Raw genomic sequence first — 18,281 nt, 5'->3', positions numbered from 1 at the left:
TTACAAAACAGCACCGCCAGCTAGGCTGGCGGTGTGAAATCAGGCAGTCAGGCGGCTCGCGTCTTGCGCGATAACCAGTTCTTCGTTGGTTGGGATAACCAGCGCAGGACGGGTACCTTCTTTGTTGATGAAACCAGATTTGCCGAAACGTGCGGCCAGGTTACGTTCGTGGTCAACGTCAAAGCCCAGAACGCCCAGTTTGCCCAGAGACAGTTCACGAACCATCGCTGCGTTTTCACCGATACCACCGGTGAAGACAACGGCATCCAGACGACCATCCATCAGCGCGGTGTAAGCACCGATGTATTTCGCCAGACGGTGGCAGTAAACGTCCATTGCACGTTTAGCGTCTTCTTTAGTGGCGTAGTTATCTTCAACATAACGGCAGTCGCTGGTGACTTCGGTCAGACCCAGCAGGCCGGACTCTTTGGTCAGCATTTTGTTGATCTGGTCAACGCTCATGCCCAGGGTATCGTGCAGGTGGAAGATGATCGCCGGGTCGATGTCACCGGAACGCGTACCCATCACCAGACCTTCCAGCGGGGTCAGACCCATGGAGGTATCAACACATTTACCGTTACGGATAGCAGATACAGAACCGCCGTTGCCCAGGTGGCAAGTGATGATGTTCAGCTCATCAACCGGTTTGTTCAGCACTTTTGCCGCTTCCTGAGTGACGAAGAAGTGGCTGGTACCGTGCGCGCCGTAACGACGAACGCCGTGTTCTTTGTACAGGCTGTACGGCAGAGCATAGAGGTAAGACTCTTCCGGCATAGTCTGATGGAACGCGGTGTCGAATACAGCTACGTTTTTGTCTTTCAGATTCGGGAAGGATTTCAGCGCTTCTGCGATACCGATCAGGTGAGCCGGGTTATGCAGCGGTGCGAAAGAGGCGGAATCTTTGATGCCCTGGATAACAGAATCATCGATAACCACGGAGCTGGTGTACTTCTCGCCGCCGTGTACGATACGGTGACCAATAGCGGTCAATTGCGCGGACAATTCTGGTTTTTGTGCCAGAATAGTGTTAACGATAAAGTTCAGCGCTTCACTGTGAGCGGCGCCTGCACCTAAAGCCGCTTCTTGTTTACCGCCGTCCATTTTCCACTTGATACGTGCTTCTGGGAGATGGAAACATTCGGCTAAACCAGAGAGGTATTCTTCACCGTTTACTGCATCGATGATGGCAAATTTCAGTGAGGAGCTACCGCAGTTCAGAACCAGTACTAACTTACTCGACATGGAAGTACCTATTTATGATACGTGGCTAAAAAAACGTCAGGGAGTCATAGAGCGTAGCGCATGATGACACCGACGTTTATGATTAACATCATGCGCCATTGTCTTTTTGGGCACGATGGAATAAATACCTTTGAGTCTATGTCATTTTGCGTATTTTTCAGGCAATGGCATACTATATGCCAATTTGACGACTCAATGATTTTGGACTAAAGGCCTTACAGGCCGGCACAGGATACCTGAATGTGGGTATCAAAGACAAAATGTTTTGAACGATGTCCCTTGTAGTTGTTGTTTTGCACAAATTTTTTAATTTTTATATGTGAAGTTGAGGTAACCGCCATGTCGACACCGGATAATCGTTCCGTCAATTTTTTTAGCTTGTTTCGCCGGGGGCAGCACTATGCGAAGACGTGGCCAATGGAAAAGCGCCTCGCGCCCGTGTTTGTTGAGAACCGCGTGATTCGCATGACGCGTTATGCAATCCGTTTTATGCCACCCATCGCTGTCTTCACCTTATGCTGGCAAATTGCGCTCGGCGGGCAGTTGGGACCGGCCGTGGCGACTGCGCTGTTTGCGCTCAGCCTGCCGATGCAGGGCATGTGGTGGCTGGGTAAACGTTCTGTAACGCCGCTGCCTCCTTCAATACTCAACTGGTTCTACGAAGTTCGGGGTAAATTGCAAGAGGCCGGGCAGGCGCTCTCTCCGGTAGAAGGAAAGCCTGATTACCAGGCGCTGGCTGACACGCTTAAGCGCGCCTTCAAACAACTGGATAAAACTTTCCTCGATGATTTGTAATTGACCCCTGATTACGCATATAAAAGAAGGCACAAGATGCCTTCTTTTTTTTCATCGCAGTAGCAGTGATACAGGAGTCCCAAATGGAAATGACCAACGCTCAACGTCTGATTTTGTCGAATCAGTACAAAATGATGACTATGCTCGATCCCACTAACGCCGAGCGTTATCGTCGTTTGCAGACGATTATTGAACGCGGTTACGGCTTGCAGATGCGCGAGCTGGATCGTGAGTTTGGTGAGCTGACGGAAGAAACCTGTCGTACGATTATCGATATTATGGAGATGTATCACGCATTACATGTGTCCTGGACTAACCTTAAAGACGCGCAGGCCATTGATGAGCGTCGCGTGACCTTCCTCGGTTTTGACGCCGCAACGGAAGCCCGTTTCCTCGGGTACGTTCGTTTTATGGTCAATGTGGAAGGTCGTTATACCCACTTCGATGCGGGTACGCATGGCTTCAACGCCCAGACCCCGATGTGGGAAAAATATCAGCGTATGCTGAATGTCTGGCACTCTTGCCCGCGCCAGTATCACCTGAGCGCGAATGAAATTAACCAAATCATTAATGCCTGAGGGGGCGAGCGTGCAGTGCAAAGGTTTTCTGTTTGATCTGGATGGGACACTGGTCGATTCCTTACCCGCGGTAGAACGCGCGTGGTGCAACTGGGCCGATCGTTTTGGCCTCGATCATGCCGAGGTGCTCGGCTTTATTCATGGCAAGCAGGCCATTACCTCCCTGCGACACTTTATGGTGGGAAAATCTGAGGCTGAGATCGCCGCGGAATTCACCCGCCTGGAGCAGATCGAAGCGACGGAAACCGCTGGGATCACCGCGCTGCCGGGGGCGGTTGATTTACTCAACCACCTCAATAAAGCGGGTATTCCATGGGCGATTGTGACCTCTGGATCTATGCCAGTCGCGCGGGCGCGCCACCGTGTCGCGGGGCTTCCTGCTCCTGAAGTGTTTGTCACCGCCGAGCGGGTAAAAAGAGGGAAGCCAGAGCCAGACGCCTATCTGCTCGGCGCGCAGCTTCTGGGTCTTGCGCCACAGGAATGCGCGGTGGTGGAAGATGCGCCTGCCGGAGTGCTCTCAGGACTGGCAGCAGGGTGTCATGTGATAGCGGTCAACGCGCCTGCGGATACGCCGCGTCTGGATGAGGTCGATTTTTCGCTGACCAGTCTGGAACATATTTCTGTGACCAAACAACCCAACGGAAATGTGGTCGTGGTAAGAAATACCTGATCATGATTTAGCCCCAGATTGTTGGGGCTTTTTTATGGCAGAATCGACTCATCCCTCTCATTTAACAAGGATATGTTGTGAACGGTGAATTGATATGGGTTCTCTCATTGCTGGCGATTGCCGTCGTTTTGTTTGCAACTGGCAGAGTGCGTATGGATGCGGTCGCTTTGCTGGTCATTATTGCCTTTGTTCTCAGCGGAACATTGAGCATCACAGAAGCCTTTTCCGGATTCAGCGATCCTAACGTTATTTTGATAGCGGCTTTATTCATTATTGGCGATGGCCTGGTGCGTACTGGGGTGGCGACGGTAATGGGAGCCTGGCTGGTGAAGGTGGCTGGCAGCAGTGAAGTCAAAATGCTGGTGTTGCTGATGATTACCGTCGCCGGGCTTGGTGCGTTTATGAGTTCGACCGGCGTGGTCGCCATCTTTATTCCGGTGGTCCTAAGCGTTTCCATGCGCATGGAAATTTCCCCTTCACGCCTGATGATGCCACTGAGTTTTGCAGGACTAATCAGCGGCATGATGACGCTGGTGGCGACGCCGCCCAACCTGGTCGTCAACAGTGAATTGTTGCGCGAAGGACTTAACGGTTTCAGTTTTTTTAGCGTTACCCCGATGGGGCTGGTAGTTCTGGTGCTCGGCATAATTTATATGCTGCTGATGCGCTTTATGCTCAAGGGGGAAGATTCCGGCCAGCCGGGAGACGGCTGGAAACGCCGGACCTTTCGCGATCTGATTAAAGAATATCGCCTGACCGGGCGCGCGCGTCGCCTGGCGATTCGTCCGGGTTCTCCTATGATAGGCCAGCGTCTGGACGACCTGAAACTGCGTGAGCGCTACGGGGCAAACGTGATTGGCGTGGAGCGCTGGCGTCGTTTTCGTCGCGTGATCGTTGACGTAAACGGGGTTTCTGAGTTTCGCGCCCGTGACGTACTGCTGATTGATATGTCTGCAGCGGATGTCGATCTGCGAGAGTTTTGCAGTGAGCAACTGCTGGAGCCGATGGTACTGCGCGGCGAATACTTCTCCGAGCAGGCGCTTGACGTGGGGATGGCCGAAATCTCTCTGATCCCTGAGTCGGAATTGATCGGCAAAACGGTACGGGAAATCGCTTTTCGTACGCGTTACGGGCTGAATGTCGTTGGGCTGAAGCGTGATGGTACAGCGCTGGCCGGAGCGGTGGTTGATGAGCCGCTGTTGATGGGCGATATCATTTTAGTGGTGGGAAACTGGAAGCTTATCACGCTGCTTGGACAAAAAGGGCGCGATTTTGTGGTGCTGAATATGCCCGTGGAAGTCAGTGAAGCTTCTCCGGCGCACAGCCAGGCGCCGCATGCGATTTTCTGCCTGGTGCTGATGGTCGCCCTGATGCTCACTGATGAAATTCCCAATACGGTTGCCGCGATCATCGCCTGTCTGCTGATGGGGAAATTTCGTTGTATCGATGCCGAAAGCGCCTATAAAGCGATTCACTGGCCGAGCATTATTTTGATTGTCGGGATGATGCCCTTCGCGCTGGCCTTACAAAAAACCGGCGGTGTCGATCTGGTGGTGAAAGGGCTGATGGACGTCGGCGGTGGGTATGGTCCGTATATGATGCTGGGCTGCCTGTTCGTGCTGTGCGCGACCATCGGGTTATTTATCTCCAACACCGCGACGGCGGTGCTGATGGCGCCAATCGCGCTGGCGGCAGCAAAGTCGATGGGTGTTTCGCCTTATCCTTTTGCGATGGTGATTGCGATGGCGGCATCCGCGGCCTTTATGACGCCGGTTTCTTCGCCGGTAAACACGCTGGTGCTCGGGCCTGGCAACTACAGTTTTAGCGATTTTGTGAAGATTGGCGTGCCGTTTACCATCATTGTGATGGTGGTGTGCGTGGTGATGATCCCGATGCTGTTCCCGTTTTGATTTTTATATGCCGGATGGAGGCTAACATCCTGTCCGGCATATAAAGGTAATGTCGGTGCAAACTTACAATGGTGAATCCTGGCTTATTTCATCTAATGAGAGGTGAAAGCTCGGGACGAATACGTCCATAAAGTAGTCCATCTCCTCGCTGCGTCGCGATTCCAGCGTTTTTTCCAGACGCGTTTTAGCCAGCAGAAACTCGTTGTTACCGGCGGAGAGTTCCTCCAGACACTTCAGATATGCGCACAGGGCATCGGCCTGTTTAACAATCGATCTCTCTTCTTCACTCAAGGCATGTTCATCAATGAGCGGCGCAAAAATATCGCGCAGTTCATCAGGAACCATATCGACCAGCTTTTGCTGGGCAATTTTCTCTATCGCTTTATATTCCTGGGCAATCTGCGAGTTGAAGTATTTCACCGGGGTAGGGAGATCGCCGGTCAACACCTCTGACGCATCGTGATACATCGCCAGTAGGGCAATACGCTCAGCATTCACCTGACCACCAAATTTACGGTTTTTGATCGCGGCCAGCGCATGAGCAACCATGGCAACCTGCAGACTGTGTTCGGACACGTTTTCGGTGCGCACATTGCGCATCAGCGGCCAGCGATTAATGAGTTTCAGACGGGAGAGGTGGGCAAAAAAGTGGCTCTGCTTCATAACGACCCTTACTCAGTGACTTCAGTAACGGTATTTTGCGCAGAGAGTGCTACCGGATGCAAACCCGGTAGCACTTTGCGGGGTTACAGCTGGCGATAACCCGACAGGAAACGCTCAAATTTACTCAACGACATTTCGATATCATCAATTCGCGGCAGCGTAACGATGCGGAAATGATCCGGCCACGGCCAGTTGAACGCCGTCCCCTGCACCAGCAGAACTTTCTCCTGCAGCAGGAAGTCGAGCACCATCTTCTGGTCGTCATGAATGTTGAAGCGTTTAGCATCAATTTTCGGGAACATATACAGTGCGCCGCGCGGTTTTACGCAAGAGACGCCGGGAATGTCATTGAGCAGTTCCCATGCACGGTTGCGTTGTTCATACAGACGCCCACCAGGCATGATGAATTCGCTGATGCTCTGGTATCCGCCCAGCGCGGTCTGAATAGCATGTTGCGCCGGAACGTTGGCACATAAGCGCATAGAGGCCAGCATCTCAAGACCTTCAATATACCCTTTGGCATGTTTTTTCGGTCCGTTCAGCACCATCCAGCCCTGACGGAAACCAGCGACGCGATAGGTTTTTGACAGGCCGTTGAAGGTGATGGTCAGCAGGTCCGGAGCCATTGCCGCGATGGAGTGGTGTTCAGCGTCATCGTAGAGAATTTTGTCGTAAATCTCATCCGCAAAGATGATGAGGTTGTTCTGGCGAGCAATCTCAACAATCTCCATCAGCAGCTCTTTAGAATAAACAGCGCCGGTTGGGTTGTTTGGGTTGATGATGACGATCCCGCGGGTACGCGGTGTAATTTTGGCGCGGATATCATCGAGGTCCGGGAACCAGTCTGATGATTCGTCACACAGGTAGTGAACGGCATTACCGCCGGAGAGCGAAACCGCCGCCGTCCACAGTGGATAATCAGGGGCAGGAACCAGCATTTCGTCCCCGCTATTCAGCAATGCCTGCATAGCCTGCACAATTAATTCAGAAACGCCGTTACCGATATAAATATCTTCCACGGTGACGTCGCGCATACCACGGGCCTGGTAATGCTGCATAATCGCTTTACGGGCGGAATAAAGACCTTTTGAGTCGCAATATCCTTGCGCTGTTGGCAAATTGCGGATCACATCCACCAGAATTTCATCTGGCGCTTCAAACCCGAATGGCGCCGGGTTGCCGATGTTCAGTTTCAGAACTTTATTGCCTTCTTCTTCCAGGCGCTTTGCTTCCTTCAGAACCGGGCCGCGAATGTCATAACAGACGTTTTCTAATTTGCTGGATTTTTCAATGGGGGACATGAACGTTGACCTTTTTAGCTGTGAATGCCACTCCCTGCCATGGAAGTCAGCCCAGCACAATGTACTCCCACGGCGGTGAGTTTTGAAGGGTCTTTAGTAGAACATTTTGAAAAGCCATGAAGTTATAATTAACTGTTAACAACTAAATGATGCAATTATCATAGAATAATAATCTGGTTAACTGTATTTTATTAGTTATATGATTTGCTATGAAGGTTTGGTTGTGGTGATTTGTCTGGTCAAAAAAAGTTAAGGTTGTAAAGCGAAATGTCACCGACGTCTAAGCTGGATGAGGCAATTCGAAAATACTGAGGTTTTAGCTGCGGGGGTTGTTATCGGTCTGATCCGTCCGTGATACGGTGTAAATCCATTGTTAAGCATAATTAATGAATTGAGGGATTCTTAATTAATTATTATTTAATATTTAAATGTCATCAAATTGAGTGGGCTAATAATAGGGAAACTGCTGCCAGGACATAACACGAATTTGCCTGGAATTATTCACGATAACACTTATAAATATAGTGGTTTTAGGTTAAGATAAGTCCCATGAAATGGTAAGTAGTCTGAATTTTAAGATAATTCAAATGTTGGTTGGTTGTTCCTAACATACTGAAAAGATAGTTCTTAATGTGTAAATTATTGTTCGTTAACTTTTTTTTAAATTTACAAAATTTACATGTTTTCCATAAGTCAGAATCATCCAGCAGCTAAAAATCCGGCTCTTTCTCGTTGCTATATTCCGATGAATATCACGGGTATTAAAATAGCTCAGAAAGAGAATTGTTTCGTTTGTTAAACCAAATACATCCTTATTTTCACTTGGTTACACTAAGCGAAACTGCGAGGGAGGCACATTACAAATGGAGTTGTTTGATTCCAAATGCACAGCATTAACCCGGTATGACCCGCGAGTAAGTGAAAAACTATGATAAATGCAAATCGTCCGATAATTAACCTCGACCTCGATCTGCTGAGAACCTTCGTTGCTGTTGCCGACCTGAATACCTTTGCGGCTGCGGCAGCTGCGGTATGTCGAACTCAGTCTGCGGTGAGTCAGCAAATGCAGCGTCTTGAGCAACTCGTGGGGAAAGAGTTGTTCGCACGCCATGGACGCAACAAGCTACTGACCGAACATGGTATACAACTGTTGGGTTACGCCAGAAAAATACTGCGTTTTAATGATGAGGCATGCTCATCATTAATGTTTAATAATCTTCAGGGAGTGTTAACTATCGGTGCTTCTGATGAATCCGCCGATACCATACTGCCTTTCCTGCTCAACCGTATAAGTTCGGTTTATCCGAAGCTTGCGCTGGATGTGAGAGTCAAGCGTAACGCTTATATGGTGGATATGCTGAAGTCGCAAGAAGTGGATTTGGTGGTTACCACCAACCGACCAGGCGATTTTGAATGTCTGAATCTGCGTACCTCGCCAACACACTGGTACTGCGCTGCCGAATATATTCTGCAAAAGGGTGAGCCGGTACCGTTGGTTCTGCTGGACGATCCGAGTCCGTTTCGCGATATCGTGCTGGCGACATTAAACGCCGCACAGATCCCATGGCGTCTGGCATATGTCGCTTCAACATTACCCGCGGTTCGTGCGGCGGTAAAAGCAGGGCTCGGCGTCACTGCGCGTCCTGTCGAAATGATGAGTCCGGATTTGCGCGTCCTGGGTGCCGCCGACGGATTGCCGCCATTGCCTGATACTGAGTATCTGTTGTGCTGCGATCCGTCCACGCAAAATGAGCTGGCAGACGTTATCTTTAAGTCGATGCAAACGTATCAAAATCCTTGGCAATACAATCAGTTTACCCCTGAAGGGGGAGATGACTCGCTGATTGTTGAAGGCGACTTTGAGTAACCCGTCACAAAAAACAGTTTTAAAATGTAAGTGTAAAAAAGAGCCGCTGATGCTGAAAGAACATCCAGCGGCTCTTTTTTTATGCAAATATTGCCGCTTTATGTCATTTGCTATACTAAAACTTAACAAAATCAGAAGGTAAAAAAATGGCCTGATGTTAGACTAAAAAATAATCAGCAGCATTGCTAATTGTTTCCATGTTAAAAAACTAGAGAAATTGTTGCTGTTTTTTATGGTGAATTAACAAAAGCGTGTCACAGATCAAGAAAATACTCCCATTTAGGGGGAGGCATCTGGGTGAATTCCTGTCAAAATAGACGAGTATTATCTTTTTTACTTCACTACGGACACGATTCAACAACGTTAAAAATGACCGATGATGCGATCGAAATTGGTCTAAATAGCACTTTATGTTAATGAAGTTGGATTGGTGTAAAATAATGTGAGGAAACTTTTGTTAAAGTTGACAAAAGGTTATAGAAAGGAGTAAAAAACCCCATCAATTAGCTGTATAAAATGGTTTTTCACAGTGATTGTAAGGTTTTTTTTATTCCTCCCCATGAATCGATGTGGCGTTCATCTGCCGAAAAGAGCAGAGAATTTGGCGCTACTTTTGATGAGTAAGCAATGAGTATGTCAACATCCACTGAAATCATCGCTCATCACTGGGCATTCGCTATCTTTCTTATTGTTGCCATTGGCCTGTGCTGCCTGATGCTCGTCGGCGGCTGGTTTTTAGGTGGTCGCGCGCGCGCGAGATCTAAAAACGTGCCGTTTGAATCAGGTATCGACTCGGTCGGCACCGCCCGCTTGCGCCTGTCTGCCAAGTTTTATCTGGTAGCCATGTTCTTCGTTATCTTCGACGTTGAAGCGCTGTATCTGTTCGCATGGTCAACTTCTATCCGTGAAAGCGGCTGGATTGGCTTTGTGGAAGCTGCAATTTTTATTTTTGTGTTACTGGCAGGTCTGGTTTATCTGGTGCGTATTGGCGCGCTGGACTGGACGCCCGCGCGTTCACGCCGCGAGCGTATGAACCCGGAAACGAACAGTATCGCTAATCGTCAACGCTAACCGCGAGGCATTAAGATGGATTATACGCTCACCCGCATAGATCCTAACGGTGAGAACGACCGTTACCCCCTGCAAAAACAGGAGATCGTAACCGACCCCCTGGAGCAAGAAGTTAACAAAAACGTGTTCATGGGCAAGCTGCATGACATGGTTAACTGGGGCCGTAAAAACTCAATTTGGCCATATAACTTTGGCCTTTCCTGCTGCTACGTTGAGATGGTGACCTCGTTTACCGCCGTGCACGATGTGGCCCGTTTTGGTGCGGAAGTACTGCGTGCATCGCCGCGTCAGGCTGACCTGATGGTGGTAGCCGGAACCTGCTTTACCAAAATGGCACCGGTTATTCAGCGCCTCTACGATCAGATGCTGGAACCGAAATGGGTTATCTCCATGGGCGCATGCGCCAACTCCGGCGGTATGTACGACATCTATTCTGTGGTGCAGGGCGTTGATAAATTTATTCCGGTTGATGTGTACATCCCGGGATGTCCGCCGCGTCCGGAAGCGTATATGCAGGCTCTGATGCTGCTGCAAGATTCGATTGGCAAAGAACGCCGTCCGCTCTCCTGGGTGGTTGGCGATCAGGGCGTTTATCGCGCCAATATGCAGTCAGAACGCGAGCGTAAACGCGGCGAACGTATCGCTGTAACGAATCTTCGTACACCAGACGAGATTTAATTTGCGCCTGTCGGCAGCAGCACTTCCTTCGCTTATCACTACATAAATAGCGCGAAGCACTGCCGACCACCACGGACCATTTGCAATGGTGAACAATATGACCGACTTAACCGCGCAAGACGCCGCATGGCAAACACGGGATCACCTTGATGACCCGGTCATTGGCGAACTGCGCAACCGTTTTGGGCCGGATGCCTTTACCGTTCAGGCGACTCGCACCGGGGTACCCGTTGTTTGGGTCAAGCGTGAACAACTACTGGAAGTTGGCGATTTCTTAAAGAGACTGCCGAAACCTTACGTCATGCTGTTTGACTTACACGGCATGGACGAACGTCTGCGTACGCACCGCGAAGGGTTACCCGCCGCGGATTTTTCCGTTTTCTATCACCTGATCTCCATTGAACGCAATCGCGATATCATGCTCAAGGTGGCATTGTCTGAAAACGATCTGCGCGTACCGACTTTCACCAAACTGTTCCCGAACGCCAACTGGTATGAGCGTGAAACCTGGGAAATGTTTGGCATCGATATCGAAGGCCACCCGCACCTGACGCGTCTGCTGATGCCGTCTACATGGGAAGGTCATCCGCTGCGTAAAGACTACCCGGCGCGTGCGACCGAATTCGATCCGTTTGAGCTGACCAAAGCCAAGCAGGATCTGGAAATGGAAGCGCTGACCTTCAAACCAGAAGACTGGGGCATGAAGCGTAGTACCGAAAACGAGGACTTCATGTTCCTCAACCTCGGTCCTAACCACCCGTCTTCTCACGGTGCATTCCGTATTGTGCTGCAGCTTGATGGCGAAGAAATCGTCGACTGCGTGCCTGACATCGGCTACCACCACCGTGGCGCTGAAAAGATGGGTGAACGTCAGTCCTGGCACAGCTATATTCCGTACACTGACCGTATCGAGTACCTCGGCGGCTGCGTTAACGAAATGCCTTATGTACTGGCCGTTGAGAAACTGGCTGGTATCACCACGCCGGATCGCGTTAACGTGATTCGCGTGATGTTGTCTGAACTGTTCCGTATCAACAGCCACCTGCTGTATATCTCCACGTTCATTCAGGACGTCGGCGCAATGACTCCGGTATTCTTCGCCTTTACCGACCGTCAGAAAATCTATGACGTCGTGGAAGCGATCACCGGTTTCCGTATGCACCCGGCCTGGTTCCGTATCGGCGGCGTGGCGCACGATCTGCCGCGCGGTTGGGACAAGCTGCTGCGTGACTTCCTCGACTGGATGCCAAAACGTCTGGATTCCTACGAGAAAGCGGCGCTGCGTAACACCATCCTGAAAGGCCGTTCGCAGGGCGTTGCCGCTTACGGCAAGAAAGAAGCGCTGGACTGGGGTTGTACCGGTGCTGCGTTGCGCGCGACTGGTATTGATTTCGACGTGCGTAAAGCGCGTCCGTACTCTGGCTACGAAAACTTTGACTTTGAAGTTCCGGTTGGCGGCGGTGTGTCCGACTGCTATACCCGCGTGATGCTGAAAGTTGAAGAGCTGCGCCAGAGTCTGCGCATCCTTGAGCAGTGCCTCAATAACATGCCGGAAGGCCCGTTCAAAGCGGATCATCCGCTGACGACGCCGCCGCCGAAAGAGCGCACGCTGCAACATATCGAAACCCTGATCACCCACTTCCTGCAGGTTTCGTGGGGACCGGTTATGCCGGCAAACGAGTCCTTCCAGATGGTGGAAGCGACCAAGGGTATCAACAGTTACTACCTGACCAGCGATGGCAGCACCATGAGTTATCGTACCCGTATCCGTACCCCGAGCTATGCACACCTGCAGCAGATCCCGGTAGCGGTACGTGGCAGCCTGGTGTCCGACCTGATCGTCCATCTGGGTAGTATCGATTTTGTTATGTCAGATGTGGACCGCTAATTATGCACGAGAATCAACAACCACAAACCGAGGCTTTTGAGCTGAGTGCGGCTGAGCGTGAAGCGATTGAGCACGAGAAGCACCACTACGAAGACCCGCGTGCGGCGTCCATTGAAGCGCTGAAAATCGTTCAGAAACAGCGTGGCTGGGTGCCGGATGGCGCGATCTATGCGATCGCGGATGTGCTGGGTATCCCGGCAAGCGACGTAGAAGGTGTTGCCACGTTCTATAGCCAGATCTTCCGCCAGCCGGTAGGTCGCCACGTGATCCGCTACTGCGACAGCGTGGTGTGCCATATCAACGGCTACCAGGGGATCCAGGCTGCGCTTGAGAAAAAACTCAACATCAAGCCGGGGCAGACGACCTTTGACGGTCGTTTTACGCTGCTGCCAACCTGTTGCCTGGGGAACTGCGATAAAGGGCCAAACATGATGATCGATGAGGATACTCACGCTCACCTGACCCCGGAAGGCATTCCCGAACTGCTGGAGCGGTATAAATGAAAGACATTATCCGTACTCCCGAAACGCATCCGCTGACCTGGCGTCTGCGTGATGACAAACAGCCGGTATGGCTGGACGAATACCGTAGCAAGAACGGCTACGAAGGTGCGCGAAAGGCCCTGACCGGGCTGTCACCGGATGAAATCGTTAATCAGGTAAAAGACGCTGGCCTGAAAGGGCGCGGCGGCGCGGGCTTTTCCACCGGTCTGAAGTGGAGCCTGATGCCGAAAGACGAATCCATGAACATCCGTTACCTGCTGTGTAACGCCGATGAAATGGAACCGGGCACCTATAAGGACCGTCTGCTGATGGAGCAGCTGCCGCACCTGCTGGTGGAAGGCATGCTGATCTCCGCGTTTGCGCTGAAAGCGTACCGTGGTTACATCTTCCTGCGCGGTGAATATATCGAAGCGGCCGTGCATCTGCGTCGCGCGATCGCCGAAGCGACCGAAGCCGGTCTGCTTGGCAAAAACATCATGGGCACCGGTTTTGACTTCGAACTGTTTGTCCACACCGGGGCAGGGCGTTATATCTGCGGTGAAGAAACCGCGCTGATTAACTCCCTCGAAGGTCGCCGTGCTAACCCGCGTTCCAAGCCGCCGTTCCCGGCAAGCTCTGGCGCATGGGGTAAGCCGACCTGCGTAAACAACGTTGAAACCCTGTGTAACGTACCGGCTATCCTCGCGAACGGCGTGGAGTGGTACCAGAACATTTCGAAGAGCAAAGACGCAGGCACCAAGCTGATGGGCTTCTCCGGTCGTGTGAAGAATCCTGGCCTGTGGGAACTGCCTTTCGGTACTACCGCGCGTGAGATCCTCGAAGATTACGCGGGCGGCATGCGCGATGGCCTGAAGTTTAAAGCCTGGCAGCCTGGCGGCGCGGGTACTGACTTCCTGACCGAGGCGCACCTTGACCTGCCAATGGAATTCGAAAGCATCGGTAAAGCAGGCAGCCGTCTGGGTACCGCGCTGGCAATGGCCGTCGATCACGAGATCGGCATGGTTCCACTGGTGCGTAACCTTGAAGAGTTCTTTGCCCGCGAGTCCTGCGGCTGGTGTACGCCGTGCCGTGACGGTCTGCCGTGGAGTGTGAAAATTCTGCGCGCGCTGGAGCGTGGCGAAGGCCAGCCAGGGGATATCGAGACACTTGAGCAACTGTGTCGTTTCCTCGGCCCGGGTAAAACCTTCTGTGCACACGCACCGGGTGCGGTGGAACCGCTGCAGAGCGCCATTAAATATTTCCGCGAAGAATTCGAAGCTGGCATCAAGCAGTCCTTCAGCAATACCCATCAGATTGGTGGTATTCAGCCGAACCTGCTGAAAGAGCGCTGGTAATTGCAGGTTAACCCCTGCATCGCGATAAGTAATTCGATTAACGCTCGGTTACGACCGAGCCAACTGGAAGCATGCTGACTATGGCTACGATTCATGTAGACGGCAAAGAATATGAGGTCAACGGAGCGGACAACCTGCTGGAAGCTTGTCTGTCTCTCGGCCTTGATATTCCGTACTTTTGCTGGCACCCGGCGCTGGGAAGCGTCGGTGCTTGCCGCCAGTGTGCGGTGAAGCAATATCAAAACGCGGAAGACACGCGTGGTCGCCTGGTGATGTCTTGTATGACACCGGCCACCGAAGGCACCTTTATTTCTATTGATGACGAAGAAGCGAAGCAGTTCCGCGAAAGCGTAGTGGAGTGGTTGATGACTAACCACCCGCACGACTGTCCGGTTTGTGAAGAGGGCGGTAACTGCCACCTTCAGGATATGACCGTCATGACCGGTCATAGCTTCCGTCGCTACCGCTTCACGAAGCGTACGCACCGCAACCAGGACCTGGGGCCGTTCATCTCTCATGAAATGAACCGCTGCATCGCCTGCTATCGCTGCGTACGTTACTACAAAGATTACGCCGATGGCGCGGATCTGGGCGTCTATGGCGCACATGACAACGTCTACTTCGGTCGTCCGGAAGACGGTACGCTCGAAAGCGAATTCTCCGGCAACCTGGTCGAAATTTGTCCGACCGGCGTCTTCACCGATAAAACGCACTCCGAGCGTTATAACCGTAAATGGGACATGCAGTTTGCGCCGAGCATCTGCCAGCAGTGTTCCATCGGCTGTAACACCAGCCCGGGCGAGCGCTACGGTGAACTGCGTCGTATCGAAAACCGTTATAACGGTACCGTTAACCATTACTTCCTCTGCGACCGTGGTCGTTTTGGCTATGGTTACGTGAACCTGAAAGACCGTCCGCGTCAGCCGGTACAGCGTCGTGGCGATGACCTGATCACGCTGAACGCCGAACAGGCGATGCAGGGCGCGGCAGATATTCTGCGTCAGTCGAAGAAAGTGATTGGTATCGGCTCCCCGCGCGCCAGCGTTGAAAGCAACTTCGCACTGCGCGAACTGGTCGGTGCGGATAACTTCTATACCGGTATCGCCCAGGGCGAGCAGGAACGTCTGCAGCTGGCGCTGAGCGTACTGCGTGACGGCGGTATTCATACTCCGGCACTGCGCGAAATCGAATCCTACGATGCGGTTCTGGTGCTGGGCGAAGATGTCACCCAGACCGGCGCGCGCGTTGCGCTGGCAGTGCGTCAGGCGGTGAAAGGTAAAGCACGCGAAATGGCGGCGGCGCAGAAAGTGGCCGACTGGCAGATTGCGGCCATCCTCAACATCGGCCAGCGCGCCAAGCATCCGCTGTTCGTCACCAACGTCGATAACACCCGTCTGGATGATATCGCCGCATGGACCTACCGTGCGCCGGTTGAAGATCAGGCGCGTTTAGGTTTCGCTATCGCCCACGCGCTGGATAACAACGCCCCGGCGGTTGACGGTATCGATCGTGACCTGCAGAACAAAATTGACGTTATCGTTCAGGCCTTGGCCGGTGCTAAGAAACCACTGATTATTTCCGGCACCAACGCCGGTAGCGCCGAGGTGATTCAGGCGGCTGCCAACGTGGCGAAGGCGCTGAAAGGTCGGGGCGCTGATGTCGGCATCACCATGATTGCTCGCTCTGTTAACAGCATGGGCCTGGGTATGATTGGCGGTGGTTCCCTTGAGGATGCGCTGACCGAGCTGGAAACAGGTCGTGCTGACGCCGTTGTGGTGCTGGAAAATGACCTGCATCGCCATGCTTCAGCTACACGTGTGAACGCCGCGCTGGCGAAAGCGCCACTGGTACTGGTCGTTGATCATCAGCGTACGGCAATTATGGAAAACGCCCATCTGGTGCTTTCCGCCGCGAGCTTCGCCGAAAGCGATGGTACGGTGATTAACAACGAAGGCCGCGCCCAACGCTTCTTCCAGGTCTACGACCCGTCCTACTACGACAGCAACACCGTCATGCTGGAAAGCTGGCGCTGGCTGCACTCGCTGCACAGCACCGTGCAGAGCCGTGAAGTGGACTGGACGCAGCTTGACCACGTCATCGACGCGGTCGTTGAGAAGCTGCCGCAACTGGCGGGTATTAAAGATGCCGCGCCGGATGCGACCTTCCGTATTCGTGGACAGAAACTGGCACGTGAACCGCACCGCTACAGCGGTCGTACCGCAATGCGCGCCAACATCAGCGTACACGAACCGCGCCAGCCGCAGGACAAAGACACCATGTTCGCTTTCTCGATGGAAGGGAACAACCAACCGTCTGCGCCGCGTTCACAAATTCCGTTTGCCTGGGCACCAGGCTGGAACTCCCCACAGGCGTGGAATAAGTTCCAGGATGAAGTGGGCGGTAAACTGCGTCATGGCGACCCAGGCGTGCGTCTGATCGAAGCTTCTGCGGATGGGATGGATTACTTCACTACCGTTCCGGCGAGCTTCCAGGCTCAGGATGGTCAGTGGCGTATCGCGCCTTACTACCATCTGTTTGGTAGCGACGAAATGTCACAACGTGCGCCGGTCTTCCAGACCCGTATGCCGCAGCCGTACATTAAACTCAATCCGGCTGATGCCGCGAAGTTGGGGGTTAATGCCGGTACGCGCGTTTCTTTCAGCTACGATGGCAACACGGTTACGCTGCCGGTTGAAATCGCTGAAGGATTAGCGGCAGGGCAGGTTGGTTTGCCGATGGGTATGCCTGGCATCGCGCCGGTACTGGCAGGTGCGCGTCTTGAGGATCTGCAGGAGGCACAACAATGAGTTGGATTACACCCGATCTGATTGAGATCCTGCTGAGCATTCTCAAAGCGGTCGTGATCCTGCTGGTGGTGGTCACCTGCGGGGCATTCATGAGCTTTGGCGAACGTCGTCTGCTGGGTCTGTTCCAGAACCGTTACGGACCGAACCGTGTTGGCTGGGGCGGTTCGCTCCAGCTGGTTGCGGACATGATCAAGATGTTCTTTAAAGAAGACTGGATCCCGAAATTCTCGGATCGCGTCATCTTTACCCTGGCACCAATGATCGCCTTCACCTCGCTGCTGCTGGCTTTCGCCATCGTGCCGGTGAGTCCGAACTGGGTGGTCGCTGACCTGAACATCGGGATCCTGTTCTTCCTGATGATGGCAGGTCTCGCGGTATACGCGGTACTGTTCGCCGGCTGGTCCAGTAACAACAAATACTCCCTGCTCGGTGCGATGCGTGCGTCTGCGCAAACGCTGAGCTACGAAGTGTTCCTCGGACTTTCCCTGATGGGCGTGGTGGCGCAGGCCGGCTCATTTAACATGACCGACATCGTCAACAACCAGGCTGATATCTGGAACGTAATTCCGCAGTTCTTTGGTTTTGTCACCTTTGCCATCGCGGGCGTGGCGGTGTGTCACCGTCATCCGTTCGACCAGCCAGAAGCCGAGCAGGAACTGGCCGACGGTTACCACATTGAATATTCCGGTATGAAATTCGGTCTGTTCTTCGTGGGTGAGTACATCGGTATCGTCACCATTTCTGCACTGATGGTTACCCTGTTCTTCGGTGGCTGGCATGGCCCGTTCTTACCGCCATTCGTCTGGTTCGCGCTGAAAACCGCGTTCTTCATGATGATGTTCATTTTGATTCGTGCGTCGTTACCGCGTCCGCGTTATGACCAGGTAATGTCCTTCGGCTGGAAAGTCTGTCTGCCGCTGACGCTCGTCAACTTGCTGGTAACGGCGGCTGTCATTCTGTGGCAGGCGCAATAA

Annotated in this window: 15 protein-coding genes; 12 read left to right on the top strand and 3 right to left on the bottom strand. The window is 52.6% G+C overall.

Features of this window, described 5'->3' with window-relative positions; all coding sequences use genetic code 11:
• Positions 1-39: 39 nt before the first annotated feature.
• The gene (ackA, locus tag OGV77_RS21475; protein ID WP_043017052.1) at positions 40-1,242 is read right to left on the bottom strand and encodes an acetate kinase; all 1,203 of its coding nucleotides are present in this window, start codon (positions 1,240-1,242) and stop codon (positions 40-42) included.
• A 339-nt stretch (positions 1,243-1,581) separates the two neighbouring features.
• Here ackA and yfbV point away from each other — a divergent pair, with 339 nt between their 5' ends.
• From yfbV to OGV77_RS21455, 4 genes are all read left to right on the top strand, one after another.
• Entirely contained in the window at positions 1,582-2,037 is a 456-nt protein-coding gene (gene yfbV / locus OGV77_RS21470) for a terminus macrodomain insulation protein YfbV (protein ID WP_003028087.1), read from the top strand.
• Positions 2,038-2,120: 83 nt separating this feature from the next.
• Entirely contained in the window at positions 2,121-2,615 is a 495-nt protein-coding gene (locus OGV77_RS21465) for a YfbU family protein (protein ID WP_003028086.1), read from the top strand.
• Positions 2,608-3,285, top strand: a complete 678-nt coding sequence (locus OGV77_RS21460; RefSeq protein ID WP_087051296.1) for a sugar phosphatase — start codon at positions 2,608-2,610, stop codon at positions 3,283-3,285. Before OGV77_RS21465 ends, OGV77_RS21460 begins: the two co-directional genes overlap by 8 nt.
• A gap of 77 nt (positions 3,286-3,362) precedes the next feature.
• Positions 3,363-5,195, top strand: a complete 1,833-nt coding sequence (locus OGV77_RS21455) for an SLC13 family permease (RefSeq protein ID WP_043017051.1) — start codon at positions 3,363-3,365, stop codon at positions 5,193-5,195.
• A gap of 63 nt (positions 5,196-5,258) precedes the next feature.
• Here OGV77_RS21455 and yfbR read toward each other — a convergent pair whose 3' ends face one another.
• Positions 5,259-5,858 carry a 5'-deoxynucleotidase gene (gene yfbR / locus OGV77_RS21450; protein WP_003028083.1) on the bottom strand — a complete coding sequence of 200 codons (600 nt, stop codon included), beginning with the start codon at positions 5,856-5,858 and terminating at the stop codon, positions 5,259-5,261.
• Between the two features lie 83 nt (positions 5,859-5,941).
• Positions 5,942-7,159: an alanine transaminase AlaA gene (gene alaA / locus OGV77_RS21445; protein WP_003028082.1), complete on the bottom strand. Its 1,218-nt coding sequence runs from the start codon at positions 7,157-7,159 to the stop codon at positions 5,942-5,944.
• A 928-nt stretch (positions 7,160-8,087) separates the two neighbouring features.
• Between alaA and lrhA the strand changes: the two genes are divergently transcribed.
• From lrhA to nuoH, 8 genes are all read left to right on the top strand, one after another.
• Positions 8,088-9,026, top strand: coding sequence for a transcriptional regulator LrhA (gene lrhA / locus OGV77_RS21440; RefSeq protein ID WP_043017049.1), 939 nt, complete (start codon positions 8,088-8,090; stop codon positions 9,024-9,026).
• 627 nt (positions 9,027-9,653) lie between these two features.
• The gene (gene nuoA / locus OGV77_RS21435; RefSeq protein WP_003028077.1) at positions 9,654-10,097 is read left to right on the top strand and encodes an NADH-quinone oxidoreductase subunit NuoA; all 444 of its coding nucleotides are present in this window, start codon (positions 9,654-9,656) and stop codon (positions 10,095-10,097) included.
• A gap of 15 nt (positions 10,098-10,112) precedes the next feature.
• Entirely contained in the window at positions 10,113-10,775 is a 663-nt protein-coding gene (gene nuoB, locus OGV77_RS21430) for an NADH-quinone oxidoreductase subunit NuoB (protein ID WP_003028075.1), read from the top strand.
• 85 nt (positions 10,776-10,860) lie between these two features.
• Positions 10,861-12,663 (top strand): NADH-quinone oxidoreductase subunit C/D, encoded by a 1,803-nt coding sequence (nuoC, locus tag OGV77_RS21425; protein WP_075145879.1) that lies wholly within the window; start codon positions 10,861-10,863, stop codon positions 12,661-12,663.
• A gap of 2 nt (positions 12,664-12,665) precedes the next feature.
• Positions 12,666-13,166, top strand: coding sequence for an NADH-quinone oxidoreductase subunit NuoE (gene nuoE / locus OGV77_RS21420; RefSeq protein WP_003028069.1), 501 nt, complete (start codon positions 12,666-12,668; stop codon positions 13,164-13,166).
• Positions 13,163-14,500, top strand: a complete 1,338-nt coding sequence (gene nuoF, locus OGV77_RS21415; protein WP_003834753.1) for an NADH-quinone oxidoreductase subunit NuoF — start codon at positions 13,163-13,165, stop codon at positions 14,498-14,500. The genes nuoE and nuoF overlap by 4 nt, the downstream gene beginning before the upstream one ends.
• Positions 14,501-14,580: 80 nt before the next feature.
• Complete coding sequence (gene nuoG / locus OGV77_RS21410) at positions 14,581-17,307, top strand: NADH-quinone oxidoreductase subunit NuoG (protein ID WP_043017956.1); 2,727 nt, start codon at positions 14,581-14,583, stop codon at positions 17,305-17,307.
• Positions 17,304-18,281 carry an NADH-quinone oxidoreductase subunit NuoH gene (gene nuoH, locus OGV77_RS21405; RefSeq protein ID WP_003028063.1) on the top strand — a complete coding sequence of 326 codons (978 nt, stop codon included), beginning with the start codon at positions 17,304-17,306 and terminating at the stop codon, positions 18,279-18,281. The genes nuoG and nuoH overlap by 4 nt, the downstream gene beginning before the upstream one ends.

Source organism: Citrobacter sp. Ce129 (assembly GCF_030334545.1).
In the GTDB taxonomy this organism is placed as follows: Bacteria; Pseudomonadota; Gammaproteobacteria; order Enterobacterales; family Enterobacteriaceae; genus Citrobacter; species Citrobacter europaeus.
This window is presented reverse-complemented; position numbering and strand designations above follow the sequence as displayed.

Coding starts and splice junctions, on each gene's coding strand:
- nuoE (WP_003028069.1), top strand. CDS start 12,666: ATGCACGAGAATCAACAACCACAAACCGAGGCTTTTGAGCTGAGTGCG.
- nuoA (WP_003028077.1), top strand. CDS start 9,654: ATGAGTATGTCAACATCCACTGAAATCATCGCTCATCACTGGGCATTC.
- nuoH (WP_003028063.1), top strand. CDS start 17,304: ATGAGTTGGATTACACCCGATCTGATTGAGATCCTGCTGAGCATTCTC.
- nuoG (WP_043017956.1), top strand. CDS start 14,581: ATGGCTACGATTCATGTAGACGGCAAAGAATATGAGGTCAACGGAGCG.
- OGV77_RS21460 (WP_087051296.1), top strand. CDS start 2,608: ATGCCTGAGGGGGCGAGCGTGCAGTGCAAAGGTTTTCTGTTTGATCTG.
- yfbR (WP_003028083.1), bottom strand. CDS start 5,858: ATGAAGCAGAGCCACTTTTTTGCCCACCTCTCCCGTCTGAAACTCATT.
- nuoC (WP_075145879.1), top strand. CDS start 10,861: ATGGTGAACAATATGACCGACTTAACCGCGCAAGACGCCGCATGGCAA.
- alaA (WP_003028082.1), bottom strand. CDS start 7,159: ATGTCCCCCATTGAAAAATCCAGCAAATTAGAAAACGTCTGTTATGAC.
- nuoB (WP_003028075.1), top strand. CDS start 10,113: ATGGATTATACGCTCACCCGCATAGATCCTAACGGTGAGAACGACCGT.
- yfbV (WP_003028087.1), top strand. CDS start 1,582: ATGTCGACACCGGATAATCGTTCCGTCAATTTTTTTAGCTTGTTTCGC.
- nuoF (WP_003834753.1), top strand. CDS start 13,163: ATGAAAGACATTATCCGTACTCCCGAAACGCATCCGCTGACCTGGCGT.
- lrhA (WP_043017049.1), top strand. CDS start 8,088: ATGATAAATGCAAATCGTCCGATAATTAACCTCGACCTCGATCTGCTG.
- OGV77_RS21465 (WP_003028086.1), top strand. CDS start 2,121: ATGGAAATGACCAACGCTCAACGTCTGATTTTGTCGAATCAGTACAAA.
- ackA (WP_043017052.1), bottom strand. CDS start 1,242: ATGTCGAGTAAGTTAGTACTGGTTCTGAACTGCGGTAGCTCCTCACTG.